General features: G+C 70.2%; 12 protein-coding genes. 6 read left to right on the top strand and 6 right to left on the bottom strand.

Annotated features, from left to right (window positions below; all coding sequences use genetic code 11):
* Nucleotides 1–119: 119 nt before the first annotated feature.
* Nucleotides 120–1,856 (bottom strand): aldehyde dehydrogenase family protein, encoded by a 1,737-nt coding sequence (locus tag ACN6LB_RS26150; protein ID WP_445028056.1) that lies wholly within the window; start codon nt 1,854–1,856, stop codon nt 120–122.
* Nucleotides 1,853–3,412, bottom strand: coding sequence for a GMC family oxidoreductase (locus ACN6LB_RS26145; RefSeq protein WP_445028055.1), 1,560 nt, complete (start codon nt 3,410–3,412; stop codon nt 1,853–1,855). The genes ACN6LB_RS26150 and ACN6LB_RS26145 overlap by 4 nt, the downstream gene beginning before the upstream one ends.
* Before the next feature lie 174 nt (nt 3,413–3,586).
* On the opposite strand from ACN6LB_RS26145, the gene ACN6LB_RS26140 reads away from it, so the two are divergent.
* From ACN6LB_RS26140 to ACN6LB_RS26125, 4 genes are all read left to right on the top strand, one after another.
* Nucleotides 3,587–4,786: a PucR family transcriptional regulator gene (locus ACN6LB_RS26140; protein ID WP_445028054.1), complete on the top strand. Its 1,200-nt coding sequence runs from the start codon at nt 3,587–3,589 to the stop codon at nt 4,784–4,786.
* A gap of 206 nt (nt 4,787–4,992) precedes the next feature.
* A complete protein-coding gene (gene sthA / locus ACN6LB_RS26135) occupies nt 4,993–6,396 on the top strand; it encodes a Si-specific NAD(P)(+) transhydrogenase (RefSeq protein WP_356142627.1) in 1,404 nt (467 codons plus the stop codon).
* A 78-nt stretch (nt 6,397–6,474) separates the two neighbouring features.
* Nucleotides 6,475–7,095, top strand: coding sequence for an L-threonylcarbamoyladenylate synthase (locus ACN6LB_RS26130; RefSeq protein ID WP_356142629.1), 621 nt, complete (start codon nt 6,475–6,477; stop codon nt 7,093–7,095).
* 132 nt (nt 7,096–7,227) lie between these two features.
* A complete protein-coding gene (locus ACN6LB_RS26125; RefSeq protein WP_445028053.1) occupies nt 7,228–8,073 on the top strand; it encodes an LLM class F420-dependent oxidoreductase in 846 nt (281 codons plus the stop codon).
* A gap of 33 nt (nt 8,074–8,106) precedes the next feature.
* Here the strand turns inward: ACN6LB_RS26125 and ACN6LB_RS26120 are convergent, their stop codons facing one another.
* From ACN6LB_RS26120 to ACN6LB_RS26105, 4 genes are all read right to left on the bottom strand, one after another.
* Nucleotides 8,107–9,468 (bottom strand): JmjC domain-containing protein, encoded by a 1,362-nt coding sequence (locus tag ACN6LB_RS26120; RefSeq protein ID WP_445028052.1) that lies wholly within the window; start codon nt 9,466–9,468, stop codon nt 8,107–8,109.
* Between the two features lie 110 nt (nt 9,469–9,578).
* On the bottom strand, nt 9,579–10,145 hold the full coding sequence (locus tag ACN6LB_RS26115; protein ID WP_445028051.1) for a cysteine hydrolase family protein: 567 nt from the start codon (nt 10,143–10,145) through the stop codon (nt 9,579–9,581).
* A 28-nt stretch (nt 10,146–10,173) separates the two neighbouring features.
* Nucleotides 10,174–11,061, bottom strand: a complete 888-nt coding sequence (locus ACN6LB_RS26110) for an MHYT domain-containing protein (protein WP_445028050.1) — start codon at nt 11,059–11,061, stop codon at nt 10,174–10,176.
* A gap of 240 nt (nt 11,062–11,301) precedes the next feature.
* Nucleotides 11,302–11,952 (bottom strand): DUF4360 domain-containing protein, encoded by a 651-nt coding sequence (locus ACN6LB_RS26105; protein WP_356142639.1) that lies wholly within the window; start codon nt 11,950–11,952, stop codon nt 11,302–11,304.
* A gap of 397 nt (nt 11,953–12,349) precedes the next feature.
* On the opposite strand from ACN6LB_RS26105, the gene ACN6LB_RS26100 reads away from it, so the two are divergent.
* Nucleotides 12,350–12,556, top strand: coding sequence for a hypothetical protein (locus ACN6LB_RS26100; RefSeq protein WP_356142640.1), 207 nt, complete (start codon nt 12,350–12,352; stop codon nt 12,554–12,556).
* Between the two features lie 90 nt (nt 12,557–12,646).
* Entirely contained in the window at nt 12,647–15,451 is a 2,805-nt protein-coding gene (locus tag ACN6LB_RS26095; protein WP_445028049.1) for a SpoIIE family protein phosphatase, read from the top strand.
* Nucleotides 15,452–15,681 lie beyond the last annotated feature (230 nt).

Here is a 15,681-nt window from a genome sequence, read left to right as displayed (position 1 = left end):
GGGCGCACGACGGAGTCCTACCATGCCCCGACGCACGGGAAACGCCGCTCTCCGCAAGGCACTTCCCACCAGCAGCGCCGGGGCAGGGTCGACCTGATTCCGTCCAGAACCTCCTTCGGTCAGCCGCGCAGAGCGGACGCGAAGATCTTCGGGAGGGCCGACCAGCGGGGCCGGGCGGCGAAGTCGACGAGCAGGCGGCCGGTGCCGGCGCCGGTGCGGTTGGTGACGAACCACGGCGGCTTCGGGGACATCGACAGTTCCCCGTGCAGGACGGACCGCGGTGCCGGGCGGAAGGGGCCGCGGACGACGGTACGTTCGGGTCCGTCGAGGAGAACGGCGTTGTGCACGACGCCGATTCCGCTCTGCACGTCGTCGACGGTGTGTCCGGGGAAAGCGCCCCAGCTGGCCCGTGCGGTCAGGTAGCCCAGGCCGGTCCAGGCGTTCAACGCGACAGTGCCGTACCGCAGTTCCGCGATCGCCAGCTCCAGGGCCTCGCCGAGCTCGGCGATGGTGCGCGGGTGAGCGATGACGTTCACGCCGAGGGTGCCGGTGAACTTCTCGTTCGCCGTGCGCACCGCCGTGTCCAGGAACTGCCGGGCGTCACCGGGCAGTTCGAGGACGCCGAGCACCGGTGCGAAGTACTCGGTGGTGAGAGCCGGGCCGGGTTGCCGCTCATCAAGGCCTTCGACAAGCAGCCGCTCGCCGATCCTGCGGGCCTCCGGATAGGCGGTGAGCGCCTGCCCGACCCGCTCGTCGCTGCCCGGGTAGTAGGCGGCACGCTGCGGCGCCTCGGCCAGGACCGCGCGCAACTGCTCCAGGAACCGGTCCTTCTGCGGCCAGTCGGAACTGATGACGACGACCTGGCCGGCCACACAGTTGTAGCCGCCGTTGTGGAGGCGCTGGGTGACCACATGCTCGGCCTGGAACCGCAGATCGGCCTCCGACCAGGTGCCCGGCACCACGATCGTCGGTGAGACTCCGCCCAGTTCGCTGGTGATGTCCTTGTCCAGGAGCGGCGTGCCCGCCTGCTTGCGCGCGGCGCCCTCGGCCCCCGTGCCGTAGACGATCGCGTCGTGCGTCAGGGCGCTGCCGGTCATGTGGACGTGTCGGATCCGCGGATGGTGGACGAGATAGGTGCCGATGTCGGCGCCGCCCGTCACGATGCGGACGACGCCCCGTTCGATCAGCGGGGCGAGCACCTCGCTGAACACGTCGTGGAGGCCGTCCGTGAGCGGGTTGAGCTTCAGCGCGACGACCCGGTTGTGGGCGTACAGCTCGTAGAGCACGTCGAGGACGGGGATCGAGGTGATGTTGCCGGCGCCCAGGACGACCCCCACTCCCCCGGTCTCCTCGGGCCTGCGCAGTCCGAGTCCGGCGCTGCCGCGCACCGTGTCGGAGGTGACGCCCGGCGGCATCCAGACCTCGGCGCTGAAGCCGCTGAGCAGCAGCCGGTCGTAGGTGTCGTGGGGCAGGACGCGGACAGCAACGCGGCCGCCCGGCGCCCGGCCGAGGGAGAAGTCGTCGACGGGACTGCGCCCCTCCTCCAGGGCACGGACGGTCTGGGCGAGCGCGCTGGTGCCGATCAGCACGGGGTAGGGGCCCGAGGTCCACTCCTCGCCGAGCAGCGCGTCCTGGTCGGGAAGCTTCTTGTACGCCGCCGCGGCACGCACCCAGGCCTCGGCCCGCGCCGCGGTCGCCTCGTGCACGCGCTCCAGCAGCGTCCGGCGCTCGGCCAGACCGCAGGCCGCCCACGCCGCTTCGCCGCGGACGAGTTCGTCCACGATCCGGTCGATCCGCTCCGTCCTCTCCGCGTTCGGCGCCGGAATCGGGGTCGGGGCCGGGGTCGGGCTTGTCATCGTGCGGTCTCCTTGATCAGGTCGGCCGCTTTCTCGGCGGCCATCACGGTGGGGGCGTTGGTGTTGCCGCGCGGCACCGTCGGGAACACCGACGCGTCGACGACCCGCAGGCCCTCGACGCCGAGCACGCGCAGTTCGGGGTCGACCACGGAACCGATCGCGCAGGTCGACGTCGGATGGAACAGGGTCATCCCGCTCCTGCGCGCCCACGCGAGCAGGCCCGCCGCGTCGGCATCCGGTTCGGGGATGTCGTACGGGCCGGTGATGACGTCGGCCAAAGGACCCTGTCGCGCGATGTCCAGCGCGCTGCGCACGCCCGCCACGATGCACTCCTGGTCCTCGGCGGTCGTCAGGTAGTTGTGCACGATGCGCGGCGCGGAGTCCGGGCGGGGCGTGCGCAGGGTCACCTGGCCGCGGCTGCTGGGGGCGAGGACGCACGGGCCGAGGGCGAGTCCGTGCTCGGCGACGGCGCCGAGCCCTTCCTGGTGGAAGAGCACCGGCGCCATGTGGAACTGCCCGTCCGGCGCCTCCAGTCCGTCCCGGCTGTGGAAGAACCCGCCCGCCTCGCCGATGTTGGAGGTCAGCGGGCCGCGTCCCTCGTTCTGCAGGAGCGCAGCGTTGTCCGCGCTCGCGGCGGTGAGCAGCGACTCGACGTCGGTGCGGAAGTTCAGCAGCGCCATGTAGTGGTCCTGGAGACCCTGGCCGACGGGAAGGTCCTGCGCGACGTCGATGCCGAAGGCCGCGAGCGTCGCCGCCGGACCGACTCCCGACAGCATCAGCAGTTTCGGCGACTCGTAAGTACCCGCGCAGACGAGCACCTCACGCTCGGCGCGCACCGCCTCGACCGCTCCGTCGCGGACGATCTCCACCGCGCGCGCCCGGCCGCCCTCGATCACCACCCGCTGGGCGTGGGCCGCGTGCAGCAGGGTCAGGTTGGGGCGCTCCAGCGCCGGGTGCAGATAGGCGACGGCCGTGCTGCACCGCAGGCCGCCGCGCTGTGTCAACTGGTAGGGCCCGACGCCGAGCTGGGTCGGCCCGTTGAAGTCGTCGTTGCGCTGGTGCCCGGCCTTCAGGGCGGCTTCGACGAAGGCTGCCGCCAGGGGGTGGCGGGAGCGGCCTTCGCTCACGCTCAGCGGTCCGCCGGCGCCGTGGTAGGCGTCGGCTCCGCGTTCGTTGTCCTCGGAGCGCAGGAAGTACGGCAGTACGTCGGCGTAGGACCAGCCGGTGGCGCCGGCCGCGGCCCACCCGTCGTAGTCGGCCCGGTTGCCCCGGATGTAGATCATCGCGTTGGTCGAGCTGCACCCTCCGAGCACCTTGCCGCGGGGCAGATAGGCCCGGCGCCCGCCCAGCCCCGGTTCCGGCTCCGAGTCGAGGTCCCAGTCGAGGGCGCTCTTGAACAACTGGCCGAACGCGGCCGGGACATGGATCTCCTGAGCCGTGTCGGGCCCACCGGCCTCGATGAGAGCCACGCTCACGGAGGCGTCCTCCGAGAGCCGCGCCGCCAGCACACAGCCGGCTGATCCCGCCCCGACGACGACGTAGTCGTACGTGTTCACCCGATCTCCTTTGACCAGACACGAACTGTGCACCTGCCACATCCGCGGAACCGTGCCGCGACGTACTGCCCGTGATATTCACGGGTCGGTGCCGGTTGCGGCCATAGGCGGTCGACGGAGATATGGGGGCTCACGTTGTGCCGTCGCACAATCAGCAGGGTCTACGATACGAGCGTGACGACGCTGTTGCCCGCCGAACACCCCGGCCAGGGGGTCGACCTCATCGGTCGGCTGCTGCGGTCGGTGGACGCCCTCGCCGACGAACTGACGCAGGACATCGTCAGCGGCGAGCACTCGTACGCCGAGAGCACGCTACTGACCCACGAGGTGCTGCGCGAGACCGTGTGCGACAACCTCCGTACGGTCCTGATGGCGTTGCAGGGCCTGCCGACCACGCTCGACGCCCCCCGGGCGGCCGGGCGGCTGAAGGCCGAACAGGGCATCCCGCTCGACGCGTTGCTGCATGCCTACCGGCTGGCGGGCCGGTTCGTCTGGGACCGGTTGCTCGCACTGGCCGTCGACGCGGGCGGCACCGACCAGTTGCTGCCGATGGCGTCCGACATCTGGCTGATGATCGACGAGTACTCCAGCGCCGCCGCCGAGGCCTACCGGACCACCTTCGAGGAGCAGGCGCGCCGCGAGGCCGCCGCCCGCAGCCTGATGCTGACGACGCTGCTCGACGGCAGCGCGCGCGACAGCGCCGGCGCCCGGGAGATCGTGCGTGTCCTGCACCTGGAACGTCCGGGCCCGTTCGTGGTGGTGTCCGCCGAGATCAACGACGCCAGTGAGCCGCTGCCCTCCGTCGAGGGGCGGCTGCGGGCTGTCGGCGTCGGTTGTGAGTGGATCCAGAAGGACGGCGCGAAGGTGGGCCTCCTCGCGCTGCCGAGCGGGCACGCGGCCGAGACGGCCCTCGCCGAACTCGCCGGGTCCGCGCTGTCCCGCGTGGGGGTCAGCCGCCCCTTCGCCTCTCCCACCGACGCGCCGAAGGCGTGGTGGGAGGCCCGGCTCGCGGCGCGCTGTCTGCCGCCGGGTTCCACGGGCGCGCATCTGTACGGCAGTTCACCGATCGCCCTGCTCGCGGCGGCGTCGCCGGACGCCGCGGCGCAGGTGGCCTGTGCCGTGTTCGGGCCGCTGCGCACTCTGCCGGAGGCGGAGCGCCTGACCCTGCTGGAGACCCTTGACGCCTGGTTCGCCTGCGGAGGCTCGACGACGAAGGCGGCCGACCGGCTGCACTGCCACCGCAACACCGTGCTGTACCGACTCAACCGCATCGCCGAGCTGACCGGCCGCCCCACCACCCACGCCGAAGCGTGCGCGGAGCTGTTCATCGCGTTGCGGGCGATTCGGCTGGGCTCACCGATCACCGAGGGCTGACCGGGTCGCGGGGGTACGCGCCCACCGGGCTCCTGGAGGAGAGGGAGGCCGGATCCGGCGCGTGCCGCGGCCGACGTCGTACGGCCGGCCTATTTGGTTCGGTGCGTCGCGCGTGCTTCGGGTGCCTGCGTGCGTTGCCGTGATCGGGGCAGCCGTTGCCCGTTCACCCTTTCCGGGAGGGGCGTCGGGCTGACAGACTCCGGAGGGTGCCCGACTTCGACATGCTTGTCATCGGATCCGGCCCCGGCGGGCAGAAGGCTGCCATCGCGGCCGCCAAGCTCGGCCGCCGGGTCGCCGTCGTCGACCGCCCCGACATGGTCGGCGGGGTCTCCATCCACACCGGGACCATCCCCTCCAAGACCCTGCGCGAGGCCGTCCTCTACCTCACCGGACTCACGCAACGCGATCTGTACGGCCAGAGCTACCGGCTCAAGGAGGACATCACCGTCGCCGACCTGACCGCGCGCACCCAGCACGTGGTGGGCCGTGAGGTCGACGTCATCCGCAACCAGCTCTCGCGCAACCACGTCTCGTTGTTCGGCGGCACCGGCCGCTTCGTGGACGATCACACGGTCGCCCTGCGCGAAGTGACCGGCCGCGAACGGCTGTTGAGCGCGCAGCACATCATCATCGCCACCGGCACCCGGCCCGCGCGGCCCGCGACCGTCGAGTTCGACGAGCGGACCATCATGGACTCGGACAACGTCCTCAATCTGGAGCAGGTGCCCCGCTCCATGGTCATCGTCGGAGCGGGCGTGATCGGCATGGAGTACGCCTCCATGTTCGCCGCGCTCGGCAGCAAGGTCACCGTCGTCGAACAGCGGCCGGGGATGCTCGACTTCTGCGATGTCGAGGTGATCGAGTCGCTCAAGTACCACCTGCGCGATCTCGCCGTCACCTTCCGCTTCGGGGAGACCGTCTCCGCGGTCGAACGGCACGCCCGGGGCACCCTGACCATCCTGCAGAGCGGCAAGAAGATCCCGGCGGACGCCGTGATGTACTCCGCGGGCCGGCAGGGCCTGACCGACGAACTCGATCTGGACAAGGCGGGGTTGTCCGCGGACCGGCGCGGCCGGATCACGGTCGACGAGCACTACCGCACCGAGGTTCCGCACATCTACGCCGTGGGCGACGTCATCGGTTTTCCCGCGCTTGCGGCGACGTCGATGGAGCAGGGCCGTACGGCGGCGTACCACGCGTGCGGTGAGCCGGTGAACCGGATGCACAACCTGCAGCCCATCGGCATCTACACGATCCCGGAGATCAGCTTCATCGGACGGACCGAGGACCAGCTCACCGAGGACAGCGTGCCGTTCGAGGTCGGCATCTCCCGCTATCGCGAGCTGGCCCGCGGGCAGATCATCGGTGATTCGCACGGGATGCTGAAGCTGCTGGTCTCCCCGGAGGACCGCACACTCCTCGGGGTGCACTGCTTCGGCACGGGGGCCACCGAGCTGATCCATATCGGGCAGTCCGTCATGGGCTGCGGCGGCACGGTGGACTACCTGGTCGATGCGGTCTTCAACTATCCGACGCTCGCGGAGTCCTACAAGGTCGCCGCGCTGGACGCCACCAACAAGATCCGGCAGGTCGACCGGCTGCGGGAGTGACCGGCAGCGCGCAGGTCCCGCGACACCGTTCGGCGGGACCTGCGCGAGCGCGGCCGATCAACGGCATAAGCTCGACGGATGGCGAAGTACTTCGACGTTCACCCAGAAAACCCTCAGCCGCGCACCATCGGCCAGGTCGCCGACAGCATCCGCTCGGGCGGGCTCGTCGTGTATCCGACGGACTCCTGCTTCGCGCTGGGCTGCCAGCTGGGCAGTCGCGACGGCATCGACCGGATCCGTTCGATCCGCCGGCTCGACGACCGCCACCACTTCACCCTGGTGTGCCAGAACTTCGCGCAGCTCGGCCAGTTCGTGTATGTCGACAACGACGTGTTCCGCGCCATCAAGGCCTCGACGCCCGGCAGTTACACGTTCATCCTTCCGGCCTCGCGGGAGGTGCCGCGCAAGCTGCTCCACCCGAAGAAGAAGACGGTCGGAGTCCGCATTCCCGATCATGTCGTGGCCCAGGCTCTGCTCGCCGAGCTCGGAGAGCCGCTTCTGTCCAGCACGCTGCTCCTGCCGGACGAGACCGAGCCGATGACCCAGGGATGGGAGATCAAGGAGCAGCTCGACCACGTGGTGGACGCGGTCATCGACTCAGGCGACTGCGGCACCGAGCCGACGACGGTCATCGACTTCTCCAACGGCGAGGCGGAGATCGTACGGCGAGGGGCCGGCGACGTCACACGGTTCGAGTGACCCCCGGCTGAAGCGGCAGAGCCCCGAGCCCACGTGGTCATAACCGATGGCTATGGTCACGGGTCTTGGACGTGACCTCGATCGCGGGCCGACGATGGATGGCAGGCACCGCCACCCGGAGGAGGGGTCACGATGCAACTCGGCGTCCACGGACTCAACACCAACGCGACACTGGATCCGGCCGTCACCGTCCAGCTGGCCCGGCGGGCGGAGGAGTTGGGATACACCTCGTGGTGGGCCGGTGATCACGTCGTACTGCCGAGCCCGCGCACGCCCCCGTCACCGATGGCTCCGACGGACCCGGTTCTCGATCCGCTGACGCACCTGGCGTACGTCGCCGCAGTGACCGAGCGTCTCGAACTCGGCACGGGCATCCTCATCCTGCCCCAGCGCAACCCGCTGGTCCTGGCCAAGCAGGCGGCGAGTGTGGATGTGCTCAGCGGGGGGCGGCTGCTGCTCGGGGTGGCGGCGGGTTTCCTCGAAGCGGAGATGACGGCCGTCGGGGTGCCGTTCAAGGAGCGGGGCCGACGCACCGACGAGTACATCGACGCGATGACGGCGCTGTGGACGCAGCGGCAGCCCGCGTTCGAAGGCCGATACGCCTCCTTCCGCGATGTCGACGCGCACCCCCGACCGGTGCGGCCCGGCGGTCCGCGGATCATGGTCGGCGGGCACAGTCCGGCCGCGTTGCGGCGAGCCGTCGCGCGCGGCCACGGCTGGATCGGCAACGGCGACTCCCCCGAGACCCTGGCCGGCCACCTCGCCGCGCTGAAGCAGGCCGCGGCCGAGGTCGACCGCCCGGCCCGGCTGGGCCCGCTGGAGATCACCTTCGCCCATCTGGACCCGGCAACGCTCGACGCGGAAACCGTCCGGCGGTACGCCGCACTCGGCCTGGACCGGTTGCTTCTCTACCCCGTGCCGCTGGAGAACCCGGCTGACATCCTCGCCTTCCTCGAAGAGCGGGCGCCGACGGCCTGACGACGGCCACGGATGCGCGCGCCGGCGGTCAGGTCACGCCAGCAGCAAGAGATGCGCGTCGACCAGGGCCTGGCAGAGTTCCAGGCGCTCGCTCACGTCGAGGGCGAAGGACAGGTCCTGGGGCTGGAATTCACCGCACGCGGCGATGTGCCGTACCGCGCTGCCGAAGTGGTCCGGGACGGTGACCGTACGGCGCCCGAGCACGACATGCAGTCGCCGCGTCTCCGGCTGCCGGAACAGCGCGCAGGGCACCGTCTCCTGCCGGCGCAACCGTGTCGTGTCGTTCACACCGAAGAAGCCGAGCGTGTGGTCCGTCGCGAACGCGCCGGGTATGCGGTCCGTCAGCTCGGTGAGGAAGGTGCGGAGGTGTGCGGACCGGATCCGTTCGGGGTCCGCGTCGTCGAGGACGGTCCGGAGGCCGGCCATGAGCCGCTCGGTGGGTCCGGTCGTGGAGCCGCGGTCGTGGAGCCAGCCGACCGGCAGTTCGGCGTCCAGCTGCTCGGCGGGAAGGCTCTCTTCGAGCAGTTCGAGAAGGGAGGTCCGCAGCACATCCCGCCAGGTGTTCGAGGTGACGCTGATGGTGACGTGCCCCGACTGGCCGCTCTGGGTGTGGGCCCGGTGCGGGGTTCCCTGGGGCATGTAGAGCACGTCGCCCGGGCGCAGCACCAGGTCGGTGAGCCCGGGCTCCAGTCGGTGCTGCCGCTCCCAAGGCGTGGCTTCCAGGTGCCAGTTCTTCTCGCCGAAGGCCTGCAGCACGAAGACGTCGTGGGGATCGGAGTGGAGACCGAAGCCCTGGGCGGATCCGGGCGTGAGGTAGATGTTCGCCCGGCATCGATGCCCGAGGGCGAGTTCCAGCGAGCGGCAGAACGCCGTCAGCGGCGGGTGGTACCAGTGCGCGCTCTGAAGAATGAGCGTGGCACCGCCGCGTACGGCGGCCGTCACCTCCGCGGGGCTCGCTATGCCGTGCGTCAGGTCTTCGAAGGTGCGCTCGACTTCCGTCATCCGGTGGTCGACGGGGCGCGGGTACACCTCGCGCAGAGACCTCAGATAGGACGCTCGGGGCAGGATGTCCCCCTTGCGCACCAGGCGAATCAGCTCCGCGCGAAGCAGCGGCAGGCTGGTGAGCATGCGGTCGATGTCGCTCACATCGATCAGGTCACTGGCCGGAATCCCCTTCGTCAAAACATGCGCTCGTTTTCCCCACACGTCGGCGATGAAGGGTTCCTCGTCGCCGACGCAGCGACGCAGCGTCTCCTTGTCGACCGGTAGCGTCCGCGCCGCGTCGTCGAGTGCTTCCGCTTCCTCGGGGAGCGAGACCAGCGAGCCCATCTGCCCGCGCAGCGATGCGGTGTTGACGATCTGGACCCTCGGCGCCTGTTGAGCAGTGGAGAGCATCGCGTCCTTCCGGTTCCGTCCGGCGTCACCCGGCAGGCAGTCTCGCTTCGGACGCTCGAGTGCCACTCGACCGCTCCGCGGCCGGGAAGGTCAGGGAAGGCCGGGCGACCTCAACCGGCGTCGCCTCCGGCGAAGGTCACCTCCGCCGTACTCACGGTGTCCCCGCGGCGCCCCGGTGCGAGCTGCCCGTGCCAGTACAGGTTGGTGTGTGCGATCACCTGGCCCGGAGGCGGTGCTCCGTACGCGCTGAGGTCCTCCGTCGTATGGGCGTCGCCGACCAAGGTCACGTCGTAGCCGCGGACGAAGGCTCCGTGCAGGGTCGAGCGGATGCACGCGTCGGTCTGGGCACCGGTGACGATGACGCGGCCCACTCCGCGCTCGGCGAGCAGTGTCTCCAGTTCGGTGCCCTCGAACGAGTCGGAGTAGTTCTTGTGCACGAGCGGTTCCGCATCGTGGCGGACCAGCTCCGGAACGTACTGCCATCTCTCGCTGTCCCGCTGGAGCTGGTCGTCGGCGTGCTGCACCCAGAGCACGGGCACGTCCTCGGCCCGCGCCTTGCCGACCAGGGTGTTGATGTTGGCGATCACTCCGTCGCGGTCGTGGCTGCCTGCCATCACGCCGTTCTGGACGTCGATGACGAGCAGTGCGGTGTGCTGCCGGCCGGGCAGAGTCGTCACGGGTGCCTCCTGTTGCCGTGCGGCTTCATCAGCCACGGTATTGCGTGGAGCGCTCGTGGGAGGTCCAGGCGGGCGGCTTGGGCTTCGCCTCTGATGCGAAGAGAGAACCCGAACCCGGCTGCCGCTGTGCGGAGTTGCCCCCGGAAGCGGGCCGCTGCGCCCCCGGACCGCCCCAGTCTCCTTCGCCGAGGACCAGGAGGGGGTCGAACATCACTACCACGCCGGCCAGGATCAGGAAGACGACCGGGCCGAACAGCATGGGAAGCATGATCGAGGTGGGTGAGCCGCCCAGCGAGGACGCTGTCGCGTCGCCGTGCAGGTGGACCCTGACCGCCGCCATGGCCGTGTAGTGCATGCCGCTCACGGCGACGCCCATGACGAGGCTCGCCCCCAGGCTCGCGAAGAAGCCGCGGATCGAAACGGCCGCCCAGAGAGCCGCGGTGGCGGCGACGACGGCGATCACCACGGAGATCGCGACGACGGTGGGGTCGTAGCGAATGTCGCCGCCCATGCGCATCGCGGCCATGCCCATGTAGTGCATGGCCGCCACCCCGAGACCGGTGATGGCACCGGCCGTGAGCAGGGCGGTCCGGCCGGCTCCGCGGTAGCCGACGATGAAGACGCCGATACCGACCACCAGGACGGCCACGAGCAGGCTCGCGAAGGTCAGGTACGCGTCGTACCGGATACGCGTTTCCTCGACCTGGAACCCGATCATGGCAATGAAATGCATGGTCCAGATGCCGCAGCCGATAGACGCCGCTCCGAGCGCCAGCCATCCGGGTTTCCAGGACCGTTTGTTGCGCAGCGATCTGGTGACGCAGCGCAGTCCGAGCGCGCCGCCCAGGGACGCCATCAGATAGGCCGCCACAGGCGTGACCGCGCCATAGCTGAATCCGTCGACTGTTCCTTGCATATGCCAAATCCCCCCAGACTCTGGCTCCTGCGTGGCAAAGGTCTACGGGGTCGACGGTGCGAGAGCAAGCACTTTCAGTGGATTGCGTGTCAACTCCTCATTGAAAAGTGCGCAATAGGTGCACGAGTGCGTCATTTCCGGTACGGATGTGGGGAGTTGAAGCCGGATCCACCGCACGCCTGCACCGGCTCCGGTGCGCGGGAGCCGGTGCAGACGCGGATCAGGAGGGACCGCCACGGGTCACGTGTGGGGGCACTCCTTCCAGGCGAGGTGGTAGATGGTGCTGATGTCGCCGTCCGTCGAGTCCATGGTCATGAAGCTGGTACTGCCGGGGGCGGAGCTGCCCGCGTTCACGCGCAGTTCGGTGTTGATGTTGAAGTTCCGTTGAACTCCACAGGGCGCCCAGACCAGTTGGGCCCAGTCCGTCGTGTCGGTGGCCTGCCAGTTGTCGTCCTGGGGGCCGGCGAAGGCGTGGGTGAGCGACGCGGTGTTCGAGGAGCCCTGGAAGTAGTACGAGGCCTTCTCCGTGCTGTTGGCGCCCGGCTGGAGTGAGGCGAAGCCTCGGTAGTCCGCGCTCGCGATGGCGTAGGTGAAGCCCTGCGGGACGTGGACGATCAGATTGAGCTGACAGTTCTTGCGGAACGCGGTGGGGTCGGCGTTGCCGCCGACCTGGGCGAGGTAGTTGCTGTAGGTCACCGTGAAGGCGGTGTTGTCCGGGGAGACCGCGACGGCGGCGGTTCCCTGGGGGCAGCCGGAGCCGTTCACGGTGGCGACCTTGATGACGATGCGGTCCGGGGGCGGGTCGACGAATCCGGACGACGGGTCCTGCGTGGGGAGTGCGGTGGCGAACAGCGCGGCTATCGCGCCGCTCAGGAGCAGCCCACCAGTCATGGTTCTCCCATCCATTGCGTTGGCGTTCCGGCGGCGCGAGAGGTGCGCCGCCGTGAATTGGGGGGTGCGGCCTCCCTGGTGCACGGAGGCCGTCGCGGACCGATTGCATGGGATCGAGCAGGGAAACTGACTGATCATGCACATGCCAATGCGGCAGGCACATTTACTCCCACCCTGTGAAGGAGCTGTGAAGGCCGGGAGTGATCGCAGCGTACGCACCCCGGCTTTTGGTGGACAGGGCGATCTCCGGCCATTCACCGCCGTCCCCGCCGCCGAATCTCCCCCGTGTGCAAAGGGATCTCTCCGGGCCTCTTTTCCACACCGTCCGCGTCGCGCGGGGTACCCGGAAAGCCCGTAGCGTGAACCGTACGAGGCCCGTGACTGCCAAGGAGCGATCATGCCGATCAGTCAGCCCGATGCGCCCTCCCCCTCCGACGACACCACGACCCCAGACGCCCTGCTGCACACGGGCTCGGGCGGTGAGGTGTCCCCCGAGGACCTGGTGCTCGCCACCGGTCGCGACATCACCCCGCAGAACCTCGCCTGGGCCGAGCGAAAGCTCGCCGCGGAGGGGCCGGCAGCCCTGGACAAGCTGCTCCCGTAGGTCACCGGGCCTCCCGTGGACGCACTCGGCGCAAGTCACGGTGAGTGACGCTCCTCGCCTCCTGGCACCAGGCAGTGTAGATATGAGCACATGGTCCGACTCGTGGGTCGATCCTGGGCTCAGTCGACCCTCTCCCGCAAAGCCCTGCGCTCGCGGCGCGGGGGTGATCGCGTTCGCCCTGCGCACGATCACCAGGCATCGCAGCCGCCGCGCACACCGGTGACGCCGAGGAGGTCGCACCGGGGCGGACGGCGCAGACGGTCCGCCGGAGGGCTCAAGTCGGCCCTGAGCGGGCGCAGCGTCGCCGGCCAGGTCTTCGTCCTTCAAGTGGTGATCGTGCTGCTGCTGGTCGTGGCAGCGGTGGCGGCCCTGGTGCTGCAGGTACGGCACGACAGCACCCAGGAGGCCCGCAACCGCTCACTCGCCGTCGCCGAGACGTTCGCGAACGCGCCGGGCACGCGTGAGGCCCTCAACAGCCCCGATCCCACGGCCGTACTGCAACCGCGGGCCGAGGCCGCCCGCAAGCAGTCCAAGGTCGACTTCATCGTCGTGATGAACACCGACGGCATCCGCTACACCCACCCCAAGCCGGACCGGATCGGCAAGAAGTTCGTCGGAACGCTGGCACCGGCACTGGCCGGCCGCTCCATCACCGAGGAGATCACGGGAACGATTGGACCGCTGGTGCAGGCCGTCGTCCCGATCAAGGCGGACGACGGCTCGGTGGTGGGTCTGGTGTCCGCGGGGATCACGACCGCCAACGTCGGCGGCGTAGCCGATCACCAGCTGCCGATCCTGCTGGCCGCCGCAGCGGTCGCGCTGGCCCTCGCCACGGGTGGAACGGCGCTGGTGAGCCGCCGGCTGCTGCGTCAGACCCGCGGCCTTGGCCCGTACGAGATGACACGGATGTACGAGCACCACGACGCGGTGCTGCACGCCGTCCGGGAGGGCGTGATCATCGTCAGTGGCGACGGTCAGCTGCTGCTCGCCAACGACGAGGCGCACCGGCTGCTCGATCTGCCTTCCCCGGCAGAGCGCAAGCACGTCCTCGAACTCGGTCTCGACGCGGACACCGCCGACCTGCTGGCCTCGGGGCGGATCGCCACGGACGAGGTGCACCTGGTCGGAGACCGGCTGCTGGCGATCAACCAGCGGCCCACCGACCTCCAGGGTGGCCCGCCGGGCAGTGTCGCCACGCTCCGTGACTCGACCGAACTGCGGGCACTGTCCGGACGCGCCGAGGAGGCACGCGAACGCCTCAACCTCCTCTACGACGCCGGTGTGGGCATCGGCACGAGCCTGGACGTCACCCGCACCGCCGAGGCTCTCGCGGAGGTGGCCGTACCCCGGTTCGCGGACTTCGTCACCGTCGACCTCCTCGACGGCGTCCTCAACGGCGAGGAACCGGACGCGGCCACCGATCTGCACCGTACGGCGTTCAGCGGCATCCGCGACGACGCGCCGCTGTACCCGGTGGGCAAGCGGATCGCGCTGGTCGACTCCTCACCGCAGGCCCGCAGCCTCAGCTCCGGCGAGGCCGTCATCGAGCCCGACCTCAGGGACGCCGCCGGCTGGTACGCGCAGGACCCCGCACGCTCCGCGCAGGTCGTCGAGTACGGCATCCACTCGCTGATCACCGTCCCGCTGCGGGCGGGCTCCCAGGTGATGGGCGTGGCCAATTTCTGGCGTTCACAGGAGCCCGACCCCTTCGACCTGGAGGAGCTGGCCCTCGCCGAGGAGCTGGTCGCCCGCGCCGCGGTCTCGATCGACAACGCACGCCGCTACACGCGCGAGCACACCATGGCCGTGACCCTGCAGCGCAGTCTCCTGCCACGCACCCTGCCCGAGCAGAGCGCCCTGGACGTCGCCTACCGCTATCTGCCCGCCCAGGCGGGAGTCGGCGGGGACTGGTTCGACGTCCTGCCGCTGTCCGGTGCGCGCGTCGCCCTCGTGGTCGGCGACGTGGTCGGCCACGGGCTGCACGCCGCGGCCACCATGGGGCGGCTGCGCACCGCGGTCCACAACTTCTCCGCCCTGGACCTGCCCCCGGACGAACTGCTCGGACTCCTCGACGAGTTGGTCGCCCGCGTCGACCAGGACGAGGCGGCGCACGACAGCAGCGCCGCCATCACCGGCGCCACCTGCCTGTACGCGATCTACGATCCGGTCACCCGGATGTGCACCGTCGCCCGCGCGGGCCACCCGATGCCCGCCCTGGTCCGGCCCGACGGGAGCGTCGAGTTCCCCGAGGTGCCGGCCGGCCCGCCCCTCGGGCTCGGCGGCCTGCCCTTCCGGACGGCCGAACTCGAACTGGAGGAGGGCAGCCGGCTGGTCCTGTACACGGACGGACTCATCGAGGACCGGGACCGGGACATCGACGTGGGGCTCGATATGCTGCGCACCGCGCTCACCGAGGCCGACCCGTCCCCGGAGGAGACCTGCCGGACCGTCCTCGAAGCGCTCCTTCCGGCGCGGCCGAGCGACGACATCGCCTTGATCGTGGCCCGTACCCGTGCGCTCGAAGCCGACCGGATCGCCGACTGGCAGGTGCGCTCGGACCCGGCGGCCGTCGGCGAGGTGCGCGCCTCGGTCACCCGTCAGCTGTCCGCATGGGGCCTGGAGGACCTGGCGTTTGCCACGGAGCTGATTCTCAGCGAGCTGGTCACCAACGCGATTCGCTACGGCAGCGATCCCATCCAGGTCCGTGTGCTGCGCGACCGCAGCCTGATCTGCGAGGTCTCCGACAGCAGCAGCACCTCGCCGCACCTGCGCTACGCGGCCACCACCGACGAGGGTGGGCGGGGTCTGTTCCTCGTCGCGCAGCTCGCCGAGCGCTGGGGCACCCGCTACACCCCGGAGGGCAAGGTCATCTGGGCGGAACAGCCGTTGCCCTGATGCAACGAGGGGGCGAGGTGCGGCACCCGTCCTCCCCCGAAGTACCCAGGACAGGTGCCGCACGTTCTGTGCTCGCGCGCCGGCGACGACCGCGCGAGGTCCATACGATGCCGCGGGCCGCGGCGCGGGCACCTGAGGCACGGGTCCCGACCGCCACGGGCAAGGTGCCCGGGGCCCCCGGGACCGCGCGCGTACGCCTGCGAGATGCTGGGGTGCCGCCGTACGACGGC

Source organism: Streptomyces sp. SAS_270 (assembly GCF_052543295.1).
This window is presented reverse-complemented; position numbering and strand designations above follow the sequence as displayed.